Annotated in this window: 19 protein-coding genes; 16 read left to right on the forward strand and 3 right to left on the reverse strand. The window is 49.7% G+C overall.

Features of this window, described 5'->3' with window-relative positions; translation table 11 throughout:
* The coding region (locus IKG78_RS14430; protein ID WP_290944732.1) for a sigma-70 family RNA polymerase sigma factor at positions 1 to 552 on the reverse strand (552 nt) is incomplete at its 3' end.
* Between the two features lie 607 nt (positions 553 to 1159).
* Here IKG78_RS14430 and IKG78_RS14435 point away from each other — a divergent pair.
* From IKG78_RS14435 to IKG78_RS14510, 16 genes are all read left to right on the forward strand, one after another.
* Positions 1160 to 1936: a class I SAM-dependent methyltransferase gene (locus tag IKG78_RS14435; RefSeq protein ID WP_290944735.1), complete on the forward strand. Its 777-nt coding sequence runs from the start codon at positions 1160 to 1162 to the stop codon at positions 1934 to 1936.
* A gap of 8 nt (positions 1937 to 1944) precedes the next feature.
* Complete coding sequence (locus IKG78_RS14440; protein ID WP_290944737.1) at positions 1945 to 3078, forward strand: glycosyltransferase family 4 protein; 1134 nt, start codon at positions 1945 to 1947, stop codon at positions 3076 to 3078.
* Positions 3075 to 4094 (forward strand): lysylphosphatidylglycerol synthase transmembrane domain-containing protein, encoded by a 1020-nt coding sequence (locus IKG78_RS14445; RefSeq protein WP_290944739.1) that lies wholly within the window; start codon positions 3075 to 3077, stop codon positions 4092 to 4094. Before IKG78_RS14440 ends, IKG78_RS14445 begins: the two co-directional genes overlap by 4 nt.
* A 126-nt stretch (positions 4095 to 4220) precedes the next feature.
* Positions 4221 to 6692, forward strand: a complete 2472-nt coding sequence (locus IKG78_RS14450; RefSeq protein WP_290944741.1) for a UvrD-helicase domain-containing protein — start codon at positions 4221 to 4223, stop codon at positions 6690 to 6692.
* Positions 6676 to 7485, forward strand: a complete 810-nt coding sequence (gene murI, locus IKG78_RS14455) for a glutamate racemase (RefSeq protein WP_290944743.1) — start codon at positions 6676 to 6678, stop codon at positions 7483 to 7485. Before IKG78_RS14450 ends, murI begins: the two co-directional genes overlap by 17 nt.
* 101 nt (positions 7486 to 7586) lie before the next feature.
* Positions 7587 to 8225 carry a hypothetical protein gene (locus IKG78_RS14460; protein ID WP_290944746.1) on the forward strand — a complete coding sequence of 213 codons (639 nt, stop codon included), beginning with the start codon at positions 7587 to 7589 and terminating at the stop codon, positions 8223 to 8225.
* 163 nt (positions 8226 to 8388) lie between these two features.
* Positions 8389 to 9438 carry an SGNH/GDSL hydrolase family protein gene (locus IKG78_RS14465; protein ID WP_290944748.1) on the forward strand — a complete coding sequence of 350 codons (1050 nt, stop codon included), beginning with the start codon at positions 8389 to 8391 and terminating at the stop codon, positions 9436 to 9438.
* Positions 9439 to 9504: 66 nt separating this feature from the next.
* On the forward strand, positions 9505 to 10848 hold the full coding sequence (locus tag IKG78_RS14470) for a GGDEF domain-containing protein (RefSeq protein ID WP_290944749.1): 1344 nt from the start codon (positions 9505 to 9507) through the stop codon (positions 10846 to 10848).
* 34 nt (positions 10849 to 10882) lie between these two features.
* On the forward strand, positions 10883 to 11290 hold the full coding sequence (locus tag IKG78_RS14475; RefSeq protein ID WP_290944751.1) for a hypothetical protein: 408 nt from the start codon (positions 10883 to 10885) through the stop codon (positions 11288 to 11290).
* A 135-nt stretch (positions 11291 to 11425) separates the two neighbouring features.
* Positions 11426 to 12262, forward strand: a complete 837-nt coding sequence (locus tag IKG78_RS14480; RefSeq protein ID WP_290944753.1) for a TIGR02147 family protein — start codon at positions 11426 to 11428, stop codon at positions 12260 to 12262.
* Positions 12259 to 13884, forward strand: a complete 1626-nt coding sequence (locus tag IKG78_RS14485; protein ID WP_290944755.1) for a carboxypeptidase-like regulatory domain-containing protein — start codon at positions 12259 to 12261, stop codon at positions 13882 to 13884. Before IKG78_RS14480 ends, IKG78_RS14485 begins: the two co-directional genes overlap by 4 nt.
* Before the next feature lie 46 nt (positions 13885 to 13930).
* On the forward strand, positions 13931 to 14818 hold the full coding sequence (locus IKG78_RS14490) for a polyprenyl synthetase family protein (RefSeq protein ID WP_290944757.1): 888 nt from the start codon (positions 13931 to 13933) through the stop codon (positions 14816 to 14818).
* Complete coding sequence (gene dxs / locus IKG78_RS14495; protein ID WP_290944760.1) at positions 14818 to 16686, forward strand: 1-deoxy-D-xylulose-5-phosphate synthase; 1869 nt, start codon at positions 14818 to 14820, stop codon at positions 16684 to 16686. The genes IKG78_RS14490 and dxs overlap by 1 nt, the downstream gene beginning before the upstream one ends.
* Positions 16683 to 17933 (forward strand): TrmH family RNA methyltransferase, encoded by a 1251-nt coding sequence (locus IKG78_RS14500; RefSeq protein WP_290944762.1) that lies wholly within the window; start codon positions 16683 to 16685, stop codon positions 17931 to 17933. The genes dxs and IKG78_RS14500 overlap by 4 nt, the downstream gene beginning before the upstream one ends.
* The gene (gene pyrF, locus IKG78_RS14505; RefSeq protein WP_290944764.1) at positions 17933 to 18805 is read left to right on the forward strand and encodes an orotidine-5'-phosphate decarboxylase; all 873 of its coding nucleotides are present in this window, start codon (positions 17933 to 17935) and stop codon (positions 18803 to 18805) included. Before IKG78_RS14500 ends, pyrF begins: the two co-directional genes overlap by 1 nt.
* A gap of 155 nt (positions 18806 to 18960) precedes the next feature.
* Positions 18961 to 19842, forward strand: coding sequence for a hypothetical protein (locus IKG78_RS14510; RefSeq protein WP_290944766.1), 882 nt, complete (start codon positions 18961 to 18963; stop codon positions 19840 to 19842).
* A gap of 93 nt (positions 19843 to 19935) precedes the next feature.
* Here the strand turns inward: IKG78_RS14510 and IKG78_RS14515 are convergent, their stop codons facing one another.
* Positions 19936 to 20718: a hypothetical protein gene (locus IKG78_RS14515; protein WP_290944768.1), complete on the reverse strand. Its 783-nt coding sequence runs from the start codon at positions 20716 to 20718 to the stop codon at positions 19936 to 19938.
* Positions 20712 to 21704: an MlaD family protein gene (locus tag IKG78_RS14520; protein WP_290944769.1), complete on the reverse strand. Its 993-nt coding sequence runs from the start codon at positions 21702 to 21704 to the stop codon at positions 20712 to 20714. Before IKG78_RS14520 ends, IKG78_RS14515 begins: the two co-directional genes overlap by 7 nt.
* Positions 21705 to 21734 lie beyond the last annotated feature (30 nt).

Genomic DNA, 21734 nt, shown 5'->3' on the forward strand with positions numbered 1-21734 from the left:
ATCTGCTTCCGGGTTCGATGCGCCGCTGTCCGGGAGGACTTCGGCGTAAGTCGCCTTGGAGTCTGCCTTGAGCGGGCTGTCAAACGAAACACCGCGCTGACCGATCTGGATCAATTCACGGATTTCTTCGTTGATTTCCTTACCGCGAGACTGTTCGTGCAAAGCCTTGCGCACGCGGAGGTGCTGGTTTGCCGGCAAGCGGATAAGGTTGCCCTGTTCGTTGATGGCACGAGTGATGTATGCCTTGATCCACCAAACGCCGTAACTGATGAATTTAAGACCACGAGTGTGCTCGAACGATTCAATGGCGCGGACAAGTCCCATAGCGCCTTCACTGACCAAGTCCGGCAGCGGAATCGGGCAGCCGCGGTACTGGATGGCGACCTTGAGCACAAAACGCATGTTTGCAGAAATCAGCTTTTTACGGGCGATCTTGTCGCCTTCTTTAGCTTTTTGGAAAAGTATCTGTTCTTCTTCGCGGGATAGGGGTGCGGTACGACGGATATCTTCTAGGTATCTTTTGAGAGTGGTATCGGTAGAATCAATATGCATTTTAAAACCTTGCCCTTATAATATCGCTTTTTTAAAGCAAGTTGCGTGCCAATTTTGTAAAATTTTCCAAATTTTTTACAAAAAGTCCTTAAAATAAGAAATTTGAAGATTTCATTGTGCGAAAAGTCATAAAATATTGCCTCGTTTTTACAAAAAGTGTCGTAAAAATATAACAAATTTTTTAAAACGTGACAAATTAGTAGGAAGTAGACGGTAGGAAGTAGGAAGGAAATGTAAAGGAAACGTTGTTTATGTGTTCATTATGAACATAGACGCCATCCTTCGGCCCCCGACGTTTCATTTTGGAATGCGTATTTTCCATACTTCAAACCTGAAATTTTACTGGATTCCCTCCGCTTCGCTCCGAGGATGACGAATCCAGAATGACAGGTCGAGGATGACCGTGGTCGCGACTTTCGCCCACACCCCAAAGCGAAGCGACCTCACAGGACCGCAGGTCCGCGCCCATACCTCATCACTCTAACCTCCAATCACTAATCACTAACCACCAACCACTAACCACCAACCACTAATCACTGCTTACTGCCTACTTCTAACTTCCTACTTCCTACTTCCTACTCTCATTTTTTCGTATATTATCCCCGTTATGTCAATAAAAGAGCCCGATCAATCCGTATGGAACCGTTTTTGGCAGCGAAAGAACGACATGGACAAAGTCTATCCGTCTTCGCCGTCTATTATAGAAGCTATCAAGAAGAATTTTAAACTCGAAGGCCTGAAGGTGCTGGAAGTCGGTGCCGGTACTGGCCGCGACAGTGCTGAACTCGCTCGCTTGGGTGCCGATGTCTATGTGCTCGATTATGCCGAAAATAGCCTTAAAATTGTGAATTCGCTCCGCGAAAGCGAAAGTCTCACGAATTTGCACTTGGTCCGTGGCGATGCGTTCAAGTCCCCGTTCCCGGACAACACTTTCGACTTGGTGTTCCACCAGGGCTTGGCCGAGCATTTCAAAGATTCGCTTCCGCTTTTGCAGGAAAACTTCCGCATCGTCAAGCACGGCGGTTGCTGCCTTTGCGATGTGCCGCAGACGGTTCACCCTTACACGATTATCAAGCATATCTTGATTGCGATGGACAAGTGGTTTGCCGGTTGGGAAAAGCAATTTACGATGGGGCAGCTTAAGACGCTCATGCGTGATGCTGGCTTTGAATGCATTTACCAGTATGGCGACTGGATGCGTCCGAACCTTTTCTACCGAATCCTCCGCGAGCTTGGCTTCAAGTTCGGCGTTGAACTCCCGAAGTATCCGCTCGACGGCACGACTTACCAGAAGGTCAAGGACAAGATTTTGGACAGCCTTCAGTCTGTGCCGGTGATGCATTACACACAACTTTGCATTGGCGTTATCGGACGTAAACCTTAGGTCGTTGCTTGAAAATCCTCGTCGTAAATTATCGGGATCGTATGCATCCGGCTGCTGGAGGTGCAGAAAAGCACTTGCATCGCATTTTCGGAAAGATTGTAGAAATGGGTCACACGGTGGTCCTGTTTACGACATCGTTTCCAGGTGCTAAGGAACGCGAGGTTGTCGATGGAATTCAGGTTGTCCGCAAGGGCGGCGATTTGATGTTCCAGCTCACGGTGGCGCTGAATTTGAAAAAGCTCGACCGCGAATTCAACTTTGACGTTGTTGTGGAAGATTTGAACAAGTTGCCGGTCTTTGCCCACTGGTTCGTCCACAAGCCGCTCTTGGTGCAGATGCATCACTTGTGGCGGAAATCGATATTTGCAGAAGCTGTTTTCCCGGTCGCGTTTGGCGTGTGGTTCTTTGAGCGGATTATCCCGTTCTTTTACCGCACGCAGCCGTTTGTTGTCGTAAGTCCGAGCACCAAGAAAGAACTTGCCGAAATCGGCGTGGATGAAAGCCGCATTTCCGTGATTTACAACGGCTCCGAAAAACCCAAAATTGCCGAGAGTGCGGTATCGAGTGAAAACGCGACGAATGCTACAGAACCTTATTTCATTTGGCTTTCTCGCGTTCACCGCTACAAGGGCATTTGGACGGCACTCGAAGCGTTTGAAAAATTCTCGAAATCGCACCCCGAAGTCAAGCTCTATGTTGTTGGCGACGGTCCGCTTTTGAAGAAACTCCCGGTATGGCTCAAAACGCATGGACTGGAAGGCAAGGTGGAGTTGACGGGTTACGTTTCGGCGGCACGCAAGTACGAACTGCTTTCGTCTTCGCTCGCTTTGTTGCAGACAAGCTACAAAGAGGGCTGGGGTCTTACTGTGATGGAAGCGGCTCAGCTTTGCAAGACGACGATTGCATCCGATGTGCCGGGACTGCGTGATAGCGTCCGTGACGGCGAAACGGGAATCTTGTTCCCGTCGGGCGACGCTGCTGCTTGCGCTTCTGCGATGGAAAAAGTTTATGGCGATGCTGAATTGCGTGCAAGTCTCGGTCAAAATGCCAAGCGTTACGCCGAATCGTTCAGCTGGGAAAAGTCAGCCCGCGAAACCCTGGAATTGTTGGAACGTACGATTGAGGGGAGCGTACGAAAATGAAATTGAATCCGAAGCTCAAGTCTTTGCTTATTTTTTGCTTAAAGCTGGTTGTGACGATTGTTCCGGCTTACTTTGTCTATTGCAACATTGTGAACGATCCGGAATGGGATGTGAGCGACCTCTATAGGTTGTTCAAAAGCGATAGCGTTATTCCGCTTGTTCTTGCTTTGCTTTGCCTTGCGGTTTCGAACTTTACGGCCTGCTACCAGTGGAAGTTATTGCTTGAAAAACAGGGCGTTTGCATGTCGTACGGCAAGCTCCTCAAGCTTTATCATGTGGGGCTGTTCTTCAACAACTTCATGCCTGGAAATGTCGGCGGCGATGTCAAAAAAGTCTATGACATCCGCATGCAGGGGGGGCAAGATACAGTGGGCGCTGGTTTTACGGCGACGGTGTTCGACCGCTTGTTTGGGCTTTTCTTTATTACATTGTTTGCGTTGGCGGTGGGGGCGTTGTTCTTTGTACACGATGCCGAACAACGTGCGTTTATATGGCCGTCGGTGTGGATTTTCATGGGCTTCTGCGTGTTGTTTGCCGCACTGTTGAGCCGCCGCATTGGCAAGTTCTTTTGCAACCTCGCGGCAAAAATTTTGCCCGAAAAAATCGAAACGCGTTTGTTGCGCATGTTTGAACGTTTCCAGAAGTTCCGTTCCAAGAAACTTTGGGTGAACATCATTTGCCTTTCGATGGTCACGCAGTCGCTTCGCATTTTTGTGCATTTCTTTTGCGGAATCGCGGTTGGCGTCAACCTCTCGATGTCGTGGTATTTCTATTACATTCCGTTGGTCGCCATTGTGAGTGCACTCCCGATTTCGATTGGCGGTTTTGGTCCGCGTGAATTTTTGGCGCAGTCGCTTTTTGCACGTGCAGGCGTGCCCGGACTTGAATCGGTCGTGATTCAGTTGCTTGCATATTTTGTAAGTTTAATATTGAGCTTGTTCGGAGCTGTTGTGTTTTTGATGGGACAAAAGCCAACGCCGGAACCTGCAAATGGTCATCCTGAAGCAAGGCCGTAAGGCTTGTGCGATAGGATCCATAGTTTATTATATCGTTTTCTATATCGTTTGCTATATGAACTTGCGTTAAAAAGGAACGCAAAAAGCTGAAATAATTGAAATGGAGATGCCCGCCTCTGAGCAGGCATGACAGCGATGAATCATCCTGAATTCGTCATCCTCGACTGTGAAGGGAGAGACAACCTCGAAAGGCGAGCGTCGCAGCCATACTTGTATGGATATGACCGAGCCAAAGAGGTTGGGGCTTGCCCCATCCAGTGCAGTTTATGTCAGCGTATAAAGAATATGGATGTAGAAAATCTTTTGAAGGGGTTGAACTCCGACCAGCGTGCGGCGGTGCTACACGATCACGAAAAGAATGGACAACTTTTAATTTTGGCGGGGGCCGGTTCGGGAAAAACTTCAGTTTTGACCAAACGAATCCAGTACCGCATAATGTCGGGAGTCGAGCCGGAGAAAATCCTGGCGCTTACGTTTACGGCAAAGGCGGCTGCCGAAATGCGAGAACGCGTGCAAAAGCTGTTCCCCGATGCTGGCGTGCGGCTCTGCACGTTCCACTCGCTTGCACTGTTTATTCTCAAGTCGAAAGTTCCTGTTAGGCAAGATGAGGAAAGGAGATCCCCGACTAAATCGGGGATGACAAGTGAAGAAGGGAGATTCTCGACTAAATCGAGGATGACGGCAGTGGGTGGGATGACAGCTGTGGTCGAATCTTGCCCTGCGTACGAGCTAGTCGGGTTCAAGAAAATGCCTGTACCGACAGAATCGGCGGATAAATCGTTTATGCAAGAACTTGCGAAAGTCGGCGGTCGAAAGTTCCGCTTCTCGCGAGAAGAACTTTTTTCAGACGCGCATCCTGCGAAGCTCTTGAAAAAGCTAGAACCCTTGCGTAATCGCGTGCTGGAATCCGGACAAGTCGTTTTTGAAGACCTCATCTACCAAGCGATTCATTTGCTCGAAAATCACGAAGATGCTCGAACCTTTTTTCAAAATCAATGGACGGAAATTCTCGTCGATGAATACCAGGACATCAACCCGTCGCAATACCGGCTCGTGAAAGCTCTGCTTGGCGAACGCAAGTCGCTGTTCGTCGTAGGCGATGACGACCAGGCCATTTACGGATTCCGTGGGGCGGATATCGGGAACATCAACCGTTTCCGCGACGACTTCAAGGAAAGTTCGCTTATCCGTTTGGAATGGAATTATCGCTCGGTCGCAAATATATTGCATTTTTCGAACCGCATTTTCGAAAACAAGCCCATTCACTTGCGGAAAGTCTTGCGTGCCGGCAACATGAACGGCTCGGGTGGCTCTCCAATCTTCAAGGAAAACCGGGAACCCGAAATTTGGGTAAGCGAAGACCCGGTCGAGGAAATGCAGAAAATTATCGAATCCATCAAGCAGCTCCGTGAAAGTTATGACTTGCAATGGAAAAATTTTGCTATTCTCGTCCGTTACAACCGTCAGCGGCTTTATTACGAGGAGGCTCTTCGCGATGCCCGTCTCCCGATTGCGGGGACGGTCGTGTCGGAGTCGGGTGGTGCAGAGGGGGAGGGCGAAGTCCTTGAAGACGGAATTCATGTCGAAACCGTCCATGCCTCCAAAGGTCTTCAGTACGCCGTGGTCTATTACGCCGGAATGTCCGAGGGTCTTACGCCGGGAAAGTGCACCGGAAACCGCAAACAACGGCAAAAACAGCTGGACGAGGAACGTCGATTGTTCTATGTCGGGGTGACGCGGGCAGAATCTTTTTTGGTTTTACTATATTGCAAACGTAGGTATTGGAAAGGGCGTCTGGCGAAACTCAAGCGGTCTCGCTTTTTGCCCAAGGAAAATTCAAAAACAGAGATGAATATGCCTGTTATTTTATTTAGAATATTCGCTACGGCAAGAATACTTCTCTTTATGCTTGTCCATATTGTAAAAATTGCATTTGTCTATGTTTTCCATCGTAAAGACCTGGATTCCTGGATTGAAGAAAAGGTTCAGAAGTTTTCCCGATTCTGCATGCAGGCAATCCGCGTCGATTTGACGATTGAAGATCAGGCCCAGCTGGCCAAGGTCGATTGGACTCGCCCGGTGTTCGTCATGGGGAACCACCGCTCGTACCTCGATATTCCGCTTGCGTTCCTTGCGTTGCAGCGTGTCGTAGGGTTTATCGCAAAGACTCAGTTGCAGCGCATCCCGATTCTAAACTTCTGGATGCACAAGCTGGGCTGCGTGTTCATCGACCGCGAAAAAGGTGGCGGTGCCGCGATTATCCAAAAGGCGGTACAGTCGGGCAAAATGCCGAAACTTTTCATTTTCCCGGAAGGCACTCGCAGCAAACGCGAAGGCATGGTCGCGTTCAAGAGCGGTTGCTTTAGGCTTGCGGTCGAGGCGAACGCTATTATTTTGCCCATAGTCACGAAAGGTTCCGACGAAGCTTGGGAACATCGTAAGGATTGCAAACACCGCCCGGTGAATGTGAAAATTCTTGAACCGATAGATACGGTCGAATTCAAGAAATCTCATGGCGGCGATGCGATGGACCCGCGTCACGAACTGCTCCCGTATGTTAGAAAAATGATGGAAGAAGCTTATGATCGGCGTCTTTGATTCCGGCTTTGGCGGACTTACCATTCTGCAGAAGCTCCGCCATACGCTCCCGCAGTACGATTACTTGTACTTGGGCGATAACGCTCGTGCTCCGTACGGCTCCCGCAGCTTTGAGACGATATACCGCTACACGCTTCAGTCCGTGCGTGAACTGTTTCACCGCGGGTGTCCGTTGGTGATTCTCGCTTGCAACACTGCATCGGCAAAGGCGCTCCGCAGCATCCAGCAGCAGGTGCTTCCGGTTGAGTTTCCGGACCGCCGTGTTTTGGGTATTGTTCGCCCGACCGCCGAAGAGATCGGGAACTTCTCGAAGACGGGGCATATCGGCATTTTCGCGACCGCAGGGACGGTATCTTCGAACAGCTATGTTCTTGAAATCAGCCACTTTTTCCCGAACCTTAAAGTGACGCAGCACGCTTGCCCGATGTGGGTGCCGCTCGTGGAATACGGCGAACGCGGTACCGAGGGGGCGCGCTTTTTTGTGAAAAAGGATGTTGAACAGCTCTTGGCTGCAGATCCTGAAATTGATACGGTTTTGCTCGCCTGCACGCATTACCCGCTCCTCGAAGATGAAATTCGGGCCGCACTTCCACCGCATGTACGGCTGGTTGTTCAGGGAGATATCGTCGCGGACAAGACGTTAGACTACCTGAAACGTCATGTGGACATGGAAAAACGGCTTACTAAGGGTGGCTGTGTCAAATATTTGACGACCGATACCGCAGAATTTTTCAAAAAAGGCGCTTTTCGCTTTGGAATGGATGATATTTCGGCGGAGTCGTTGACTTTTTAATCCATAAATTATATTTTAGTGGTTGTTACTGACGAACCGTACTCGGTCCGCTTGTATTCGTTTTAATTTTGGAACTTTAAACTATTGAGTGGATTTTAAAAATGCCTAAAACACAGATCAATCTTGAAGGTTGGCAGGACTACCGCGGCAACATGGCGGGAAGTCTGCTTTATGTTGAAACTAGCCACCAGTCCGAAATGCCTGTTCGCGACCAGCTGAATGAAAATGAAAAGGGTTTTCTTTACGAACCGAACTACGAAACTAGCACTTATGGTTTGATGAGCTGCTACAATGTGAAGGCTATCAACACGATTGTGAAGAGCAAGAGCCGCTACATTTTGTTCGGCACCCGCTACGAAGGTTTGAGCGATTCCGAAATGCGCAACAAGTACCTCATCATGGGTTACATGCGTATCGACAAGATTAAGGACGTGCGTACCCGCCATGTGCAGCGCTACATGGCAAACCCCGAAATGGAAGAACCGGAATGCATGCAGATGGAGCACAACTGGGCGGTCTATGGCCCGATGCGTTTCGTCTCGCTCGACGACTCTTTCGTTGTGACCGACGAAATCCTCAAGGAATGGGGCTACAAGGGACATGCCTCCCGCCAGCTCAAGACTGTGTTCGCCAAGGATCATCTTGAAAAGATTCTTGCCCACTTGGATTCCAAGGAAGACATGATTGACGAGTATATCGCTACTGTTGATGAATACAAGGAAGCTCTTGCCGAAGAATAATTTGTTGGCGACGAGTTTTTAATGCATTGTTGCAAAGTCCCGGCTTGGCCGGGATTTTTTTGTACTCTAGCGTTAACAGCACAAATCGGATGATGTCCTCAAAGGGGGAGGAACCCAAGTGTTTTATATCACGTTCATTGTCTAAATTACTATCATTCCTCCAATGAATCTTATCCGCATTTTCATTCTTTTGGGGACGCTTGCCGCGTTCTCGTTCGGAGCATCCTCTTCTATGGAAAATCTTCTGTTTAATGGCCGTTGGGCTCATGATAACGGCGTAAGCCGAGCTAGTGCGCCAGCCTCGTCAATTACGTTTAACGCCAAGGCTTCTGCGATTTCGGTTTCGCTCGAAGGCCATTCCCGCTGGCGTCTCGACCGCGATGGCAAGCAAATCGACCAGTTCGAGATTGACTCGAAAGAAGTGCACACGACCAAGGTCGATGACGATGGTTCGTTCCATAAGTACCGTCTCATCAAGATTAGCGAAAGCGGTGCTCCCGAAATCAAGTTTCACGGCATTACGCTTGACGGCGAGTTCGGCGATGCTCCCAAACCTTCTTCACGCCGCATCGAGTTCATCGGGGACTCCTTTACCGTAGGCTATGGCTGCGAAGGTTCCTCTGCCGAGGATGCTCCCGAGTTTGACAAGACGAATGCATCCAAGAGTTACGCCTACCTCCTTGCGAAAGGCTTTAATGCCGACTATCAGGTGAATGCGTTCAGCGGTCGCGGTCTCGTCCGCAATTACGATAACATCGTGCCCAAATGGACTCTCGAAAAGCTCTACGACTACACTGTCATGGGTTCCGTGACCGAATACCCGAAGCCGGAACGCTGGAACTTCGAGAATTTCCATCCGCAGGTGATTGTCGTCTTTGTCGGCATCAACGACTTCCAGGGCAACCCGCCGTATGCGGATAAACGAAAATTCAAGAAGGCCTACGCAGACTTGCTTTCCAAGCTCCGCAAGGCGCATCCGGGCGTGAAGTTCCTGCTCCTTTCGACAAAAATCTGGCCCAACGACGACCTTGGCCCGACCGTCAAGGCGATTTACGATGCTGAAATCGCTGCCGGACATGACGATTTGGAGTACAAACATGTCTTTACATCGAATGTTGCGTTGCACGGACACCCGGATATTCATTCCCAGGAAGAACTTGCGAATACTTTGAGACCCATAATAGCCCGTCTTGGACGATGGCTTTCACGATAATTTAAAATATGTAATGACCTTTTTTATATATTTAAATTAGCAGTTGTCTCAAGTGGATATGTGATTATGTCTTCAAAGGTTATGCGAAATGTTTATGCCCTATTCAGGATGAACTTCCTGATTGTAGTGCTATTGATGGTTACCGTCATAGCCATGTTTGCATATCAGCATTTCCTAGACGATATTCTGGATATAAATTTAGGGGAGTATCCGCATGTGGTTGCCAGTGCCGACTCTGTTGACGGCGGAACTTCGGCCATATCCATGACGCGTAACGACAGCGCTGTCGTTATCGAGTATGAACTTCGCGAGGGCTACGCCTATCCGTATGTCGGCATCAAGATTTATCTCGGTGACGGTAAGTCTAGAGGACTTGACCTCTCCAACTACGACAGCCTTTTTGTGTGGCTCAAGCCGCGCAACGAAGGTTCCGTCCGCCTTTACATGCGTGGCTACGACAGCTTGCTTTACCGCAAGAACGACGAGACCTCTCTCAAGTTCAACGAAATTGAATTTACTCCGACTAAGGAGCCTTATCCGGCTGTGTTTGTCCCGCAGGAATTCCGCGTGGCGGGCTGGTGGGTTTCCCAGAACGAAATCAACGTCCACAAGGCAAGGGTCGATCTTTCGAACATTCCGCTGATTGAAATCCAGACCGGCACGAACGCTCCGCTGGGCTACGGCGGCATGGAAATCAGCAAACTCCGTTTCAAGGGCAAGAAAATTTCCAAGGTCGATCTCGTGACGACGCTAGTTGCGCTCTGGTTCGTCACCTTCCTTATCATCTTGATTATCAGGTTCTTCGACTACAGCCGCGAACGTGCGGCGAACAAGAAAAAGCAAGAAGAACTCAAGAAGAACCTCCGTGCTTTGGAAATCGAAAAGAGCGAGTACGAACGCTCCAGCAAGGAAGACCCGCTGACCGGCTGCCTCAACCGTGCCGGCTTTAGCAGCGTGCTTCTCCGCGAACAAGAAAAGCTGAATCGCACTGGTTGCCCCGTGTCGTTCATGATTTTCGACATCGACCACTTCAAGAACATCAACGATACTTACGGACATCTTGTCGGTGACGAAGTGCTCGTGAATCTTGCTAAGCTCGTGCAGAGCATGATCCGCAATACGGACTCCCTCGTGCGTTGGGGCGGTGAAGAATTTGTCGTCTTGAGTGACGATACGAGCATCCAGAATGGTGCGTTCCTCGCTGAGAAGTTGCGCAAGGCTGTTGAAACGGCAACGCTCATTACGCAGCAACAGGTGACGTGCTCCTTCGGCGTGACCGAGATGGTGCCGGGCGAAGATCCGAAGTCCCTCATTGCCCGTGCGGACAAGGCTCTCTATTCGTCCAAGGAAAATGGACGCAACCGCGTGACTGTGGCGACGTTCAGGCGTGCGACCCGCCAAGACCATTAGTGCGAGTCCGCTCTGCTGGTGTATGGAATTCTCGATGAACTGTTTCTCAAAATATTTCTCTCTAATATGGAGTGTTTCGGCTGTCTCTATTGTTTTTGCTTTGTCAGTCTTGTTTACGTCGTGTGCAAAAAAGCCTGAAGTTGATGGTTTTAAGCAGATCCAGCTCAATTGGAATGCGGTTGACGAAGTAGCGGAAGCCTCCGAGCAAAAAGACAACTGCGTGATTGAAATCACATCAAAAGTCATGCGTGACCCTGTGGTCCAAGCTTCCAAGCTTGTCGAAATCACTTACGAAGTTTTCTACCAAGTGGATGAAAACGGTGAGCTTGTTTTTGATGGACGTTGTGGCGATTCGCGTTTTTCTGATTTTAAAGAGTGTTCTTGGCGGGCGACCTGCGGTGCTGGTTCGGCCTCCGTTGTAAAATTCCACAACGAACGATAGCGTTGAACCCTATCCTATTGAGCTATATAAAGATATCTTTATATATGGTTCAAACCGCCCGCACTGTCTAGTTGGATGAGGATTGGGAAGTATCATTTAGATAGTGAAAGGATTCGGCGAACTTGAGGAATTTCTGTGAAACCGATTTTTGAATACACCGATTATCGCGAATGGATTAGGGATGCTTTTGAAGATTTCAAAAAGCGTAAGACCGTTATATCCTGGCGATACATGGCGATGAAGCTCGGTGCAGATCCTGGAAACCTCCTGCGCATTTCCCAAGGTAAAATTCACCATGCAGTAAACTTCATCAAGCCCATGGCCGAGTTCTTCGAGCTCGACGAAAAGGAAGCCGCCTACTGGACGGAACTCGTCTATTTCGGTCGCGCCAAGAGCGACCAGGAAGCTTTAAACCATTATGAAAAGATGCAGGCTCTCAAGGGTATTCCTTTGAAGCGTCTTGCTAAAAAAGAACTTGAATTTTATCGCCATTGGTACTATAACGCTATTCGTTCCGTAATTGGTATTTGTAATTTTAAAGATGATTATGAAGGTCTTGCCGAGTGCTGTACTCCACCCATCACGGTGGAACAGGCTAAGGATGCCATCAAGCTCCTGCACGACCTGAACATGATTTCTGAGGGGAAGGACGGGTTCTGGAAAGTGAACGATACGTTTGTGAGTACTGGTGGTAACTGGAGGTCCGAGGCTGTTCGGACATTCCAGAAGGAGACGATTCGCCTGGCGGGTGAATCGCTTGAACGCCATGCGCCGCCTCTCCGCGATATTAGCACCGTGACCATGACGTTCAACATGAACGATATCCAACTGCTCCGCGAAAAAGTCAAGGAGTTTCGTGCGGACTTGCTTCGCTTGTCGCAGGACGGCACGGGCGACGATACGGTGTTCCAGCTGAACGTGCAGCTGTTCCCGCTTGCATTTACCAAGAAGTTGCAGGAGAAGTCAAAATGAAACGGCTAGCCTGCATATTATCAGCTTTTTTGCTCTGGAATTGTTCCGAGCCTGTTGCCGGCGGTCCCGGCAGCGAGACGACGAACGGCATTGCCTACGTTGGCGAAGGCCGTGTGGCGTCTTATGCTAGAATAGCCGTTAGAAGCGCAGACTTTACGTCGTCTGTAGATAGTGCGACCCATGAACTTGTCAATGCGGACTTCTATGCGGATTCGCTTGGAAACTTTGCGTTCGAGGCGCCGGAGGGTGAGTACCGCTTGACGATTGTTCACGGTGGTTCTGCTTACACCGGGCTTTACACGACCAAGGGCGATACGAGTATTGGCTCTATCAACTTGGAACCGACGGCAAACCTTGGCGGTGTTGCTGAAATTCCGAAAAAATGTGAATTTGTTTGGGTCGGCGTGCGCGGTATGGACGTGTTGGTGCGTTCTGATTCGATGGGTCGCTTCCAGCTTTCGCAGTTGCCGTCGAACGATTCGTTACAGCTCTATTTCTTGCGTGATGACAATGAGCATGTTTATGATAGCTTGTCTATAAAACTCGAACCGAACGAAACTGAAGAAATAGACTTGCAGCCGGATACGCTTAAGAACAAAATCAAGTTCGTTGCCGTTGCCGACGGCAAGGCCGTTCCGTTTGCCTCCCTTGCGATCCGCAAGTCCGATGCCCGCATCGATTCACTGCGTGTGAACAACGTAGTCGTTGAAACGGATGTATATGCCGACAAGGACGGCATGTTCGCAATTGATTCTTTGAAGAGTGGCAATTACCGCGTGACGGTTTTGCATTCGGGCATGGCTTATTCCAAGGTGCTTTCGGAAAAGCAGATTGCGAAACTCGATACGGTCAAGCTTACGGAAACTTCAAATTACATGAGCCGTGTGACGCTCCATGCAGGCGACAAGTATGCGTGGGTGGGCGTGTATGGCCTTGATGTGATGACGAAGACGAATGCGGATGGAACCTTCTCGCTCCCGATGCTCCCGTCCGCCGATTCTCTTGAAATTTACGTTGTAAGTCAAAAGAAAAAGTTGTATGTAACAAAGGATGTAGAACTCTCGAAGGGAACGGCTGATTTCGATTATCCTTATGTCGTTATGCAGAATTTTGAAAATGTTAAGGATACCGCGAATTGGTATTTTAGCATGGATTCTGTCGGCTCCAGAATTTTCTCCAAGTCGTTTGAAACGGATAACGAACGCAAGTCCAAGGTGTTCCACGGAAAGTACAACTTGGTGGGGACAAATAATATTTACGCCTGGGTCTTGACCGGCATGATGCTCCGCGACGAGGCCTGGAATCTCTCTTCGCTCGACTCCATTTCGTTTTATGCGAAGGGTTCTGGCCAGATCCGAGTGTCGCTCGAAAACTGGGATAAGGAATCAGAAGTTGCCGGGCTTTCGCTCAAGGCGGCCTCGGAATGGAAGGACTTGAATGCTCAGAAATGGACGCGCTATGTCGTGAAGTACGACGACTTGTGCTATACCGCGCAGGATGTGAGCAACTGCTATATCGCCTGGAATACGCTCAAGGATGATGTGCGCCAGCTGCACTTCTTCGTCCGCAACGGAACGGAATTCTATCTAGACGATATAACGCTTTATGGCGTGTATTTCTAAAAAATACACCTTTTAAGTACGCCTCGAATTAAGTATCTTTGTAGGCATGCAGTCTATTGAATCAGAAGCAAAAATTGCTCAGGAATATCTCGCCCGCATCGCAAAAGATGCCGAGGCGAAGTTTGATGAACATCTCCCCCCGGTAAAGGACCGTCCGTGCCGTTTGCACGAGGCTATGCGTTATTCCATGTTTGCAGGCGGCAAGCGTCTGCGTCCTGGACTTGCCAAAGCGGCGTTCGACATGTTCGGCGGCAAAGGGGATAAGATTTGGCTTGCGACGAGCGCTCTCGAAATGCTCCACACGTTCAGCCTTATTCACGACGACCTCCCGTGCGTCGATAACGACGACTACCGCCGTGGCAAGCTCACGAGCCACAAAAAATTTGGCGAATCTACCGCCGTGATGGCGGGCGACGCCCTCTGCATCCACGCTTTCGAGATGATGGGCAAGACCGGAAATGCAAAGGCTATCGAAGTCCTCGCGCACCTGCTCGGCACTTACGGCATGATCGGTGGCGAAATGACCGACATCGAATGCGAAGGCAAAACGGTCGATCTCGAAATTGTCGATTACATTCATTACCACAAGACAGCGGCTCTCATTGAAGCTTCGCTCCTCGTGGGTGCGATGCTTGCTGATGCGAGCGAAAAGGATATGGAAATCATCCGCAACTACGGCCGCTCCATCGGACTTGCCTTCCAGATTGTGGATGATATTTTGGATATTGTCTCTACGACCGAAGAACTGGGCAAGGATGCCGGTTCCGATGTCGAAAAGGGCAAGGCGACTTATCCGTCCATCGTTGGGCTGGAAAAGTCTAGGGAACGTGCTAGGGAACTTTACGAGGAATCCATCAAGGCTTTGGATGGCCTGAAGTGTGATACCTCGATTCTCCGTTCTATTGCGGCATACATCATTACCCGAGTGAAATAATGGAACTGAAAGACGTAAAGTCGCCTCAGGACTTGAAGCATTGCTCCGTGGAGGAGTTGTACCATTTGGCTTCGCAGATTCGCGAGACCATTATTGGGCAGGTGGCCAAACATGGCGGTCACTTGGCATCAAGCCTTGGCGTTGTTGAACTTACACTTGCGCTTCACTATGTGTATAACGCGCCGGATGACAAGATAGTCTGGGACGTAGGACACCAGGCGTATGTACACAAGCTATTGACCGGGCGTTACGACAGGTTCGAGACCCTTCGTCAGCAGGGCGGCATTTCCGGATTTTTGAAGAGGAACGAAAGCGTCTATGATTGCTTTGGGGCTGGGCATGCCACGACTTCGATTTCGGCGGCTCTTGGCTTTGCTGTTGCGCGTGACCGTTTTAACCGTAACAACAACGTGGTTGCTGTCATTGGCGATGGTTCCATGACGGGCGGTATGGCGTATGAAGCGCTCAACAATGTGGGTGCCTCCAAGCAGAACATGACCATCATCCTGAACGATAACAGGATGAGCATCGCGCCTAACGTCGGCGGGTTCAGCAAGTATTTGAACCGAGTGATTTCGGATCCGGTTTACAACAAGATGCGTACGGACTTGGACCGCGTGATGACGCGTTTGCCGGGCATTTTGGGTTCCCGTTTCCGCGATCTGTTCTTGCAGGTCGAGAATGCGGCGAAGAATGCCGTGAAGCCGGGACGCTTCTTTGAAGATTTGGGCATCCGTTATTTCGGCCCGATTGACGGTCACGACATCAACGAACTTGTGATGATTCTTGAACGTGTCAAGCATCAGCAAGGTCCGTGTCTCGTGCATGTGTTGACCGAAAAGGGGCGCGGTTTTTCTGCTGCCGAAAAGAACCCGACAAAGTATCATGGTTGCGGCGCGTTCGACCCTGAAAGCGGACTCCCGCTTTCTCCAGGTAATCCGAATCCGTCTTTGACGAGCGTGTTTGGCAATACGCTCCTGGAACTTGCAAAGAAGGACAAGCGCATCATGGGAATCACGGCTGCTATGCCTACGGGTTGCGGCCTTGATATTGTGATGAAGGATCTGCCGGACCGCGTGATTGACGTGGGTATTGCCGAAGAACATGCGGTGACGTTTGCTGCCGGTATGGCCTGCGATGGCATAGTTCCTGTGGTCGCGATTTATTCGTCGTTCATGCAGCGTGCTTACGACCAAATTATTCACGACATTGCTTTGCAGAATTTGCATGTGGTGCTTGTGCTTGACCGTGCCGGCCTTGTCGGCGCTGACGGGCCTACGCATCATGGCGCTTTCGATTTGTCGTTCTTGCGGACAGTCCCCGGACTGACCCTCATGGCTCCGTCTAATGAAAATGAATTGCGAGACATGTTGACTGCTTCCATTGATATGGAAGGCGTTGTGGCCATTCGTTATCCGAGAGGCACAGCGCTTGCCGCAGAACTCAAGCCTTCGGAAGGGCCGTTTGATTCTAAGAAACCCAAGATTCTTGAGAAGGGTTCCGGTATCCTGCTTTTGGGTGCTGGTTTCATGACAAATGAACTCAAGAAGACAGCCTCCGTGCTTCGTGAAAACGGATACAACCCGACGCTCGTGGATGCCCGTTTTATAAAGCCGCTTGACCAGGAATGCTACCGTTCGTTGTTTGAAAACCACAATGTTATTGTGACGTTGGAAGATAACACGCTTGTGGGTGGCTATGGTTCGGCCATTGCGGAGCTTTTGTCCGACTTCGGTTATACGGACAAGAAACTGTACCGGTTTGGTCTTCCGGACAGATTCGTTGAACAGGGAGATATCCACGCTCTCTACAAGATCTTAGAAATTGACGGGGAATCCGTCGCCAAACAGTTGATGGAAAAACTATGAGTGAAGAAGAAAACAAGCCGAAGCGTACTGTAAGAATGACGCTTGATCGTAAATTCGGAGTGAGCGAAGCTCCTGAACGCCGCCCTCGTCGTGACGATGACCGCGGTTCCTTTGGTGATAAGCCCTCGTTCCGTGGCGATCGTGGTGACCGTCGTTTTGACCGCGACCGCGGCGAGCGTCGTTTTGACCGTGGAGACCGTGGCGAACGTCGTTTCGATCGCGATGACAATCGCGAAGGCCGTTCGTTCAACCGCGAGGAACGCCGTGGTGGCGACCGTCCGTTCAATCGTGACCGCCGTCCAAGCCGCTTTGGCGACAAGCCGTTCAACCGCAACCGCCGTGAAGGTTCCGCAAACGCTCCTGTCTATCGCCAACGCCCTGAACAGAAAGAGGCTGTTGACGAGAATTTGGACGAAGCCGCACTCGAAGCACGTGCCGCACAAATCGAAACGGTTGATGACGCCGCTTCTACACCGCCGTGGTTCAAGCGCCTCATCGCTTGCACGACCGAAAAGGGCCGTGAACGCGAAGGCAAGTTCCTTGGCGAAGGCGTGCACGTGGTCGAAGAACTCGTGAAGCACCACCGCGAAATTGTCATCTCGATTTATGCTGTCGAAGGCTTTGAAAACGCACCGCTTATCGATGCCATCAACGATGCCGAAATTACGTTGCATGTACTCACCGAAGAACAGATGAAGCGTCTTTCTTCGACGATTACGACACAGGGCATTATTGCTTACTGCAACATCGCAAGCAAGAAGCCTGTCTATGAAACGAGCCGCAGCGTGCTTACGCTTGTGGATGCCGTGCAGGATCCGGGCAATCTCGGAACGCTTTTCCGCACGAGCCTTGGTTTTGGTTCTAACGACATGATTCTCGGTCGCGGCACGGTAAGCCCGTTCAACCCGAAGGTTGTTCGCGGTTCGTCGGGCACGTTCCTTCGCGTTCCGTTTGAATTCGACGTAGATCTCGTCGATCAGATCAACTTCCTTCGCAGCAAAGGCTACACCATCATCGCGACGGATTTGCATGCAAAGCAGTCTCTCCGCGAAATTCCGGCTCACAAGCTCCGCAAGATGGCATTCCTCGTAGGTAACGAAGGTGCTGGTACGAACCCGTACTTCATTGAACTTGCAGACGAAACGGTGAAGATTCCGATGAGCAGCGAACTCGAATCGCTGAACGTGGCTGTTGCTCACGGCATTCTCTCTTACGAAGCAGCTCAGATTCAGGAGGAATTAAAGTAATGACGTGCTTTTATAATCGCCTTGAACAGCGCATTGCAAAGTGCGGGAATCCGGTTTGCATGGGCATGGATCCCGTGCTCAAGCTTATTCCGCTCGAAGGGACTCCCGAAGATCGCATCAAGCGTTTTTATTCCGATATTTTGGAATGCTGCTTGAAACGTAACGTGCAGCCCGCCGTCGTGAAGCCGAACAGTGCTTATTACGAATGCGTGAGCATCCAGTCCATGCTTGTTTTGCAGCAGCTCATTGCCGATTATAGAAGTGCAGGCATTCCTGTTATCTTGGATGCAAAGCGTGGTGACATTGGCAAGTCCAGTACCGCCTATGCTAATGCAGCCTACGATATTTACCGTGCCGATGCCGTGACTGTTTCTCCGTGGATGGGTACTGATTCCGTCGGGCCGTTCATTCGCGAAAACAGCGAAAACGGTGCCTATGTGCTTTTGCGTACTAGCAATAAGGGCGCTCACGATTTTCAGGATTTGAAGATTCGCGATGCCGCTGAAGCGTTCTATTCCGTTGCTGACAAGATTGTGGAATGGGATGCTGGCAAGGGCTATCTCGGCGCTGTTGTCGGTGCCACGAATCCGGGCGAACTTGAAAACATCACGCGTTACCTGTCGCAAGAAATCAAGTATGAAATCCCGTTCCTCATTCCGGGCGTGTCCATCCCGGGTGTGCCGGGTGGCCAGGGCGGCGATGCCAAGACGGTTCTCAAGGCTATCGAAAACGGTGGCGGCAAACGCAAGTTCCACGTGCTCAATTCGAGCAGCGGACTCAACTTTGCATGGCAACGCAACGATACGCCGGCGAACTATGCAAACGATTGTGTCGATGCACTCGAAAAACTCGCGGAGGCATGCGCATTTTAGACGAGAGAACGGCTCTTCGAGCCTACAGACTAGAGACGAAAGAATTATTTTAGATAGGCGGCGAAGCCGCGATACTTTCTCTCTCGTCTTTCGTCTAAAGCGAACTTGTGAGCGTTCTTTCGTCTAACAATAACTTCCTACTTCCGACTACCCCCATGCGTTTCCTTGCTGCTATTATAACTGCTATTGCTATCATCGCGCTTGCGTTCCATTACGCAAAGCCGTTGCCGGGTACAAACTTTGACGAGTCCTTCTTGCCGAAGGCTTCTTCTGTTCGTTATATGGCTGCTGGGCATGATGCGTCGGTGGCGGGACTCTTTTGGATCAAGGGGTTGACGGAACTGGGTGAAAGCTACCTCACGGGTAAGGAATACGCTTACCTTGGTCACGTGGCGGAGCTTTCCACGAGCTTGGATTCTCTGTTCTATACACCATATTACTTTGTCGGTGGCGTGACTCCTGTTAACGCTCCTGATACTTCGGACTTCTCGGTGCTACGTCGTGCATCTCGTGTTTATCCTGAGAACTGGCGCCTTTCGCTTTATTTTGCGTTGCGGCTTGCTCGCGGTCCGTATCCGAACAGGACGGAAGCGGCAAATGTGATGCGTAAGTATTTCGATAGCCCGGATACGACAATTCCTGATCACATCCGCACGATTTATCGCAGTTTTGAACTCGACTCCATGCAGACGGAAACTGCTTTGGAAACGATTTTGAATGATGTGATGCAACCGCGGTTCAAAAAATTCCGAACAAGTTTTTACAAGAAAATTCTTAGGCTTTTGGGGTATAACGGTTTCGTTGATCCCGAAACGGACGAAAATTATCTGAAAGTTAAAGCTCTTGTTGATGGAATGGTAGAAGGCCGAATTCATCCCGCTGTTGTGTTCCGCGAACTTTTGGCGATGAAGAAAGTTGAAGAGCTTAATGTCGAAGAATCGAAAACCGAAAATTCTATGGATTCTACTGCGGCTAGCACTCCTGATACAACTGCTGTAAAAGCCGTTGCGGATAGCGTGGAAAAAATTAAGAATTAGAAATGAAAAATTGTTGTAAACGACATTAAAATGAGTGCGTCGCAAAGGACTTCTCTCGTCTTTCGTCTATAGGGCGATAGCCCGTTCTTTCGTCTAATGTTCGCAGCGTTTTGTGTTGTTTGGAAGTCCCATCAGTTCAAATGCTGTTTGGCAACGTTCGAACAATTTTTTCGCTTCTTTAGGGCTGGACTTGCTTAAATACTTGGCTCTATGGTAAAGTATGTTGGCTGTCATGTAGGGAACATTGGCTTCGATGAACTTTTCTTCTGCTTTGCGGTAAAATTTGTCTGTTTCGCCTTGGTTTTGCAAATCAGCCATGCGGGCCTGCGTCCAGTAGTAAATGCCTGTATCGTCGTCGATACGCTTATCGACCATCTTGAGGGCTTTATTTGCTTTTTCTTCGCTGTGGGTGCCTGCGTAGGCTATGGCGCATTCCGAATAAAAAGCTCCTTGCAAGTTGTCGTCGATTTCTTTTAGGTCGTCTTCGCTAACGCTTTCGCAAAGTGAAACTGCATCGCTGTATTTTTCTGTCGCATTCTTGAGTCCCATTTTGGCTTTGACTAGCATGAGACGTGTGGTTCGATCTGCTTCGCTACTATTCACATAATTAAGTAGGGAGTCGGCAAAGTTAAAATCGAGGCTCATGGTGCGGACTTGCCCCATGGTTATAAAAATGCGGTTCTCAGAACGGATGTCAGCTTCTTTGCGGCTTGCAATCAGTGCTCGTTCAAGTTGCGAATACGCTCTTGCAAATTTCCCTGCTTTCAAGGATTTTTGAGCACGTGCTGCAAGGGTTCCTGATTCCGACGCAAATGCTGTGAAAACACCGCTAAGCGTAACGCAGAGTGCGATCTTTATAGCGTTTCGCATTACCATAGCGTCTCCACGACAAAGGGCACTGAATCATTTTTCGGAACGTTGTTTCTGATGGGCCACATCTTGGACATGCCGTTCATCAGGTCATCCGCATTCTGCATTGTGTTTTCTGTCGCGTTCATGAAGTCTTGCAAACCAGATGTCACGACGCCGAAAGTGTTAAGTATATTGTCGGCTTTGCCAACTGTGGAATCCATGGAATGGATGAGCGAAGACATTTGTCCTGAGATGGGTTTCATGTCTTCGAGCAAGTTGCCCATGTTGAGTGTTACACTGTTTGCCCGGCTTACGAGGGTTGGAACTTCGTTTTTCATGGTGTCTAGCAAGAACGAAGTTTTCATGAGTACGTTTTTGCCGAGGTATGTAATTTCGTTGAGCCGTCCAAGTTGCTTGTCTATGTTGTCGTAAAGTTTGCGAGAGCCGAACATCGCGCCAACGGTTGTGCCCGTGTCTAAAGCCATCGCCAAAAGTTCGTCGGCGGCATCGATGAGGTGGTTCACGCGGCCAAGGAGTAAGTTGGTCGTTTCAAGAACGGTTTCGATATCTTGAGCCTTGCCGGCTTTAAGGGTATCGCCACCTTCCAATATTCGCCCTTTGCCTTTCTTGATGTCAATATTGATGACGCGGGCCGAAATCATGTTCTGGTCGCGGATGGCATAGACGATTGCACTGTCGGTAACCAGTGGTTGGAATTCCTGCCGGATGGAAAATTCCATAAAGACGCCGTTGCCATCGGGCTTGATTTGCATGTCCGTTATTTGTCCGACATCCACGCCGCTAATTTGAACACGAGTGCCAGGTCTAAGACCCAAAGCCTTTTCAAAGTTACTGTAGAGTTTATACTCTTTTGCTTTGATGATGCCCGTGTCAAAAAGGTAATGGTAAAGAACCAACGAAAAAATCATGACGGCAACTGTGCTGAACACGCCGACCAGGAGGCCGGACATTTCCATCCAGTTAATCTGTTTAATCTTTTGAAATGCCATTGTTTGCGTGAAATATAAATAGATTATATT

Source organism: Fibrobacter sp., assembly GCF_017545445.1.
In the GTDB taxonomy this organism is placed as follows: domain Bacteria; phylum Fibrobacterota; class Fibrobacteria; order Fibrobacterales; family Fibrobacteraceae; genus Fibrobacter.

Excerpts from the sequence above, each read along its gene's own strand:
- IKG78_RS14485 (WP_290944755.1), top strand. The coding sequence starts at position 12,259 with ATGAAACGGCTAGCCTGCATATTATCAGCTTTTTTGCTCTGGAATTGT.
- pyrF (WP_290944764.1), top strand. The coding sequence starts at position 17,933 with ATGACGTGCTTTTATAATCGCCTTGAACAGCGCATTGCAAAGTGCGGG.
- IKG78_RS14465 (WP_290944748.1), top strand. The coding sequence starts at position 8,389 with ATGAATCTTATCCGCATTTTCATTCTTTTGGGGACGCTTGCCGCGTTC.
- IKG78_RS14515 (WP_290944768.1), bottom strand. The coding sequence starts at position 20,718 with ATGGTAATGCGAAACGCTATAAAGATCGCACTCTGCGTTACGCTTAGC.
- IKG78_RS14445 (WP_290944739.1), top strand. The coding sequence starts at position 3,075 with ATGAAATTGAATCCGAAGCTCAAGTCTTTGCTTATTTTTTGCTTAAAG.
- IKG78_RS14510 (WP_290944766.1), top strand. The coding sequence starts at position 18,961 with ATGCGTTTCCTTGCTGCTATTATAACTGCTATTGCTATCATCGCGCTT.
- dxs (WP_290944760.1), top strand. The coding sequence starts at position 14,818 with ATGGAACTGAAAGACGTAAAGTCGCCTCAGGACTTGAAGCATTGCTCC.
- IKG78_RS14520 (WP_290944769.1), bottom strand. The coding sequence starts at position 21,704 with ATGGCATTTCAAAAGATTAAACAGATTAACTGGATGGAAATGTCCGGC.
- murI (WP_290944743.1), top strand. The coding sequence starts at position 6,676 with ATGATCGGCGTCTTTGATTCCGGCTTTGGCGGACTTACCATTCTGCAG.
- IKG78_RS14475 (WP_290944751.1), top strand. The coding sequence starts at position 10,883 with ATGAACTGTTTCTCAAAATATTTCTCTCTAATATGGAGTGTTTCGGCT.
- IKG78_RS14435 (WP_290944735.1), top strand. The coding sequence starts at position 1,160 with ATGTCAATAAAAGAGCCCGATCAATCCGTATGGAACCGTTTTTGGCAG.
- IKG78_RS14500 (WP_290944762.1), top strand. The coding sequence starts at position 16,683 with ATGAGTGAAGAAGAAAACAAGCCGAAGCGTACTGTAAGAATGACGCTT.
- IKG78_RS14470 (WP_290944749.1), top strand. The coding sequence starts at position 9,505 with ATGTCTTCAAAGGTTATGCGAAATGTTTATGCCCTATTCAGGATGAAC.
- IKG78_RS14450 (WP_290944741.1), top strand. The coding sequence starts at position 4,221 with ATGACAGCGATGAATCATCCTGAATTCGTCATCCTCGACTGTGAAGGG.
- IKG78_RS14460 (WP_290944746.1), top strand. The coding sequence starts at position 7,587 with ATGCCTAAAACACAGATCAATCTTGAAGGTTGGCAGGACTACCGCGGC.
- IKG78_RS14490 (WP_290944757.1), top strand. The coding sequence starts at position 13,931 with ATGCAGTCTATTGAATCAGAAGCAAAAATTGCTCAGGAATATCTCGCC.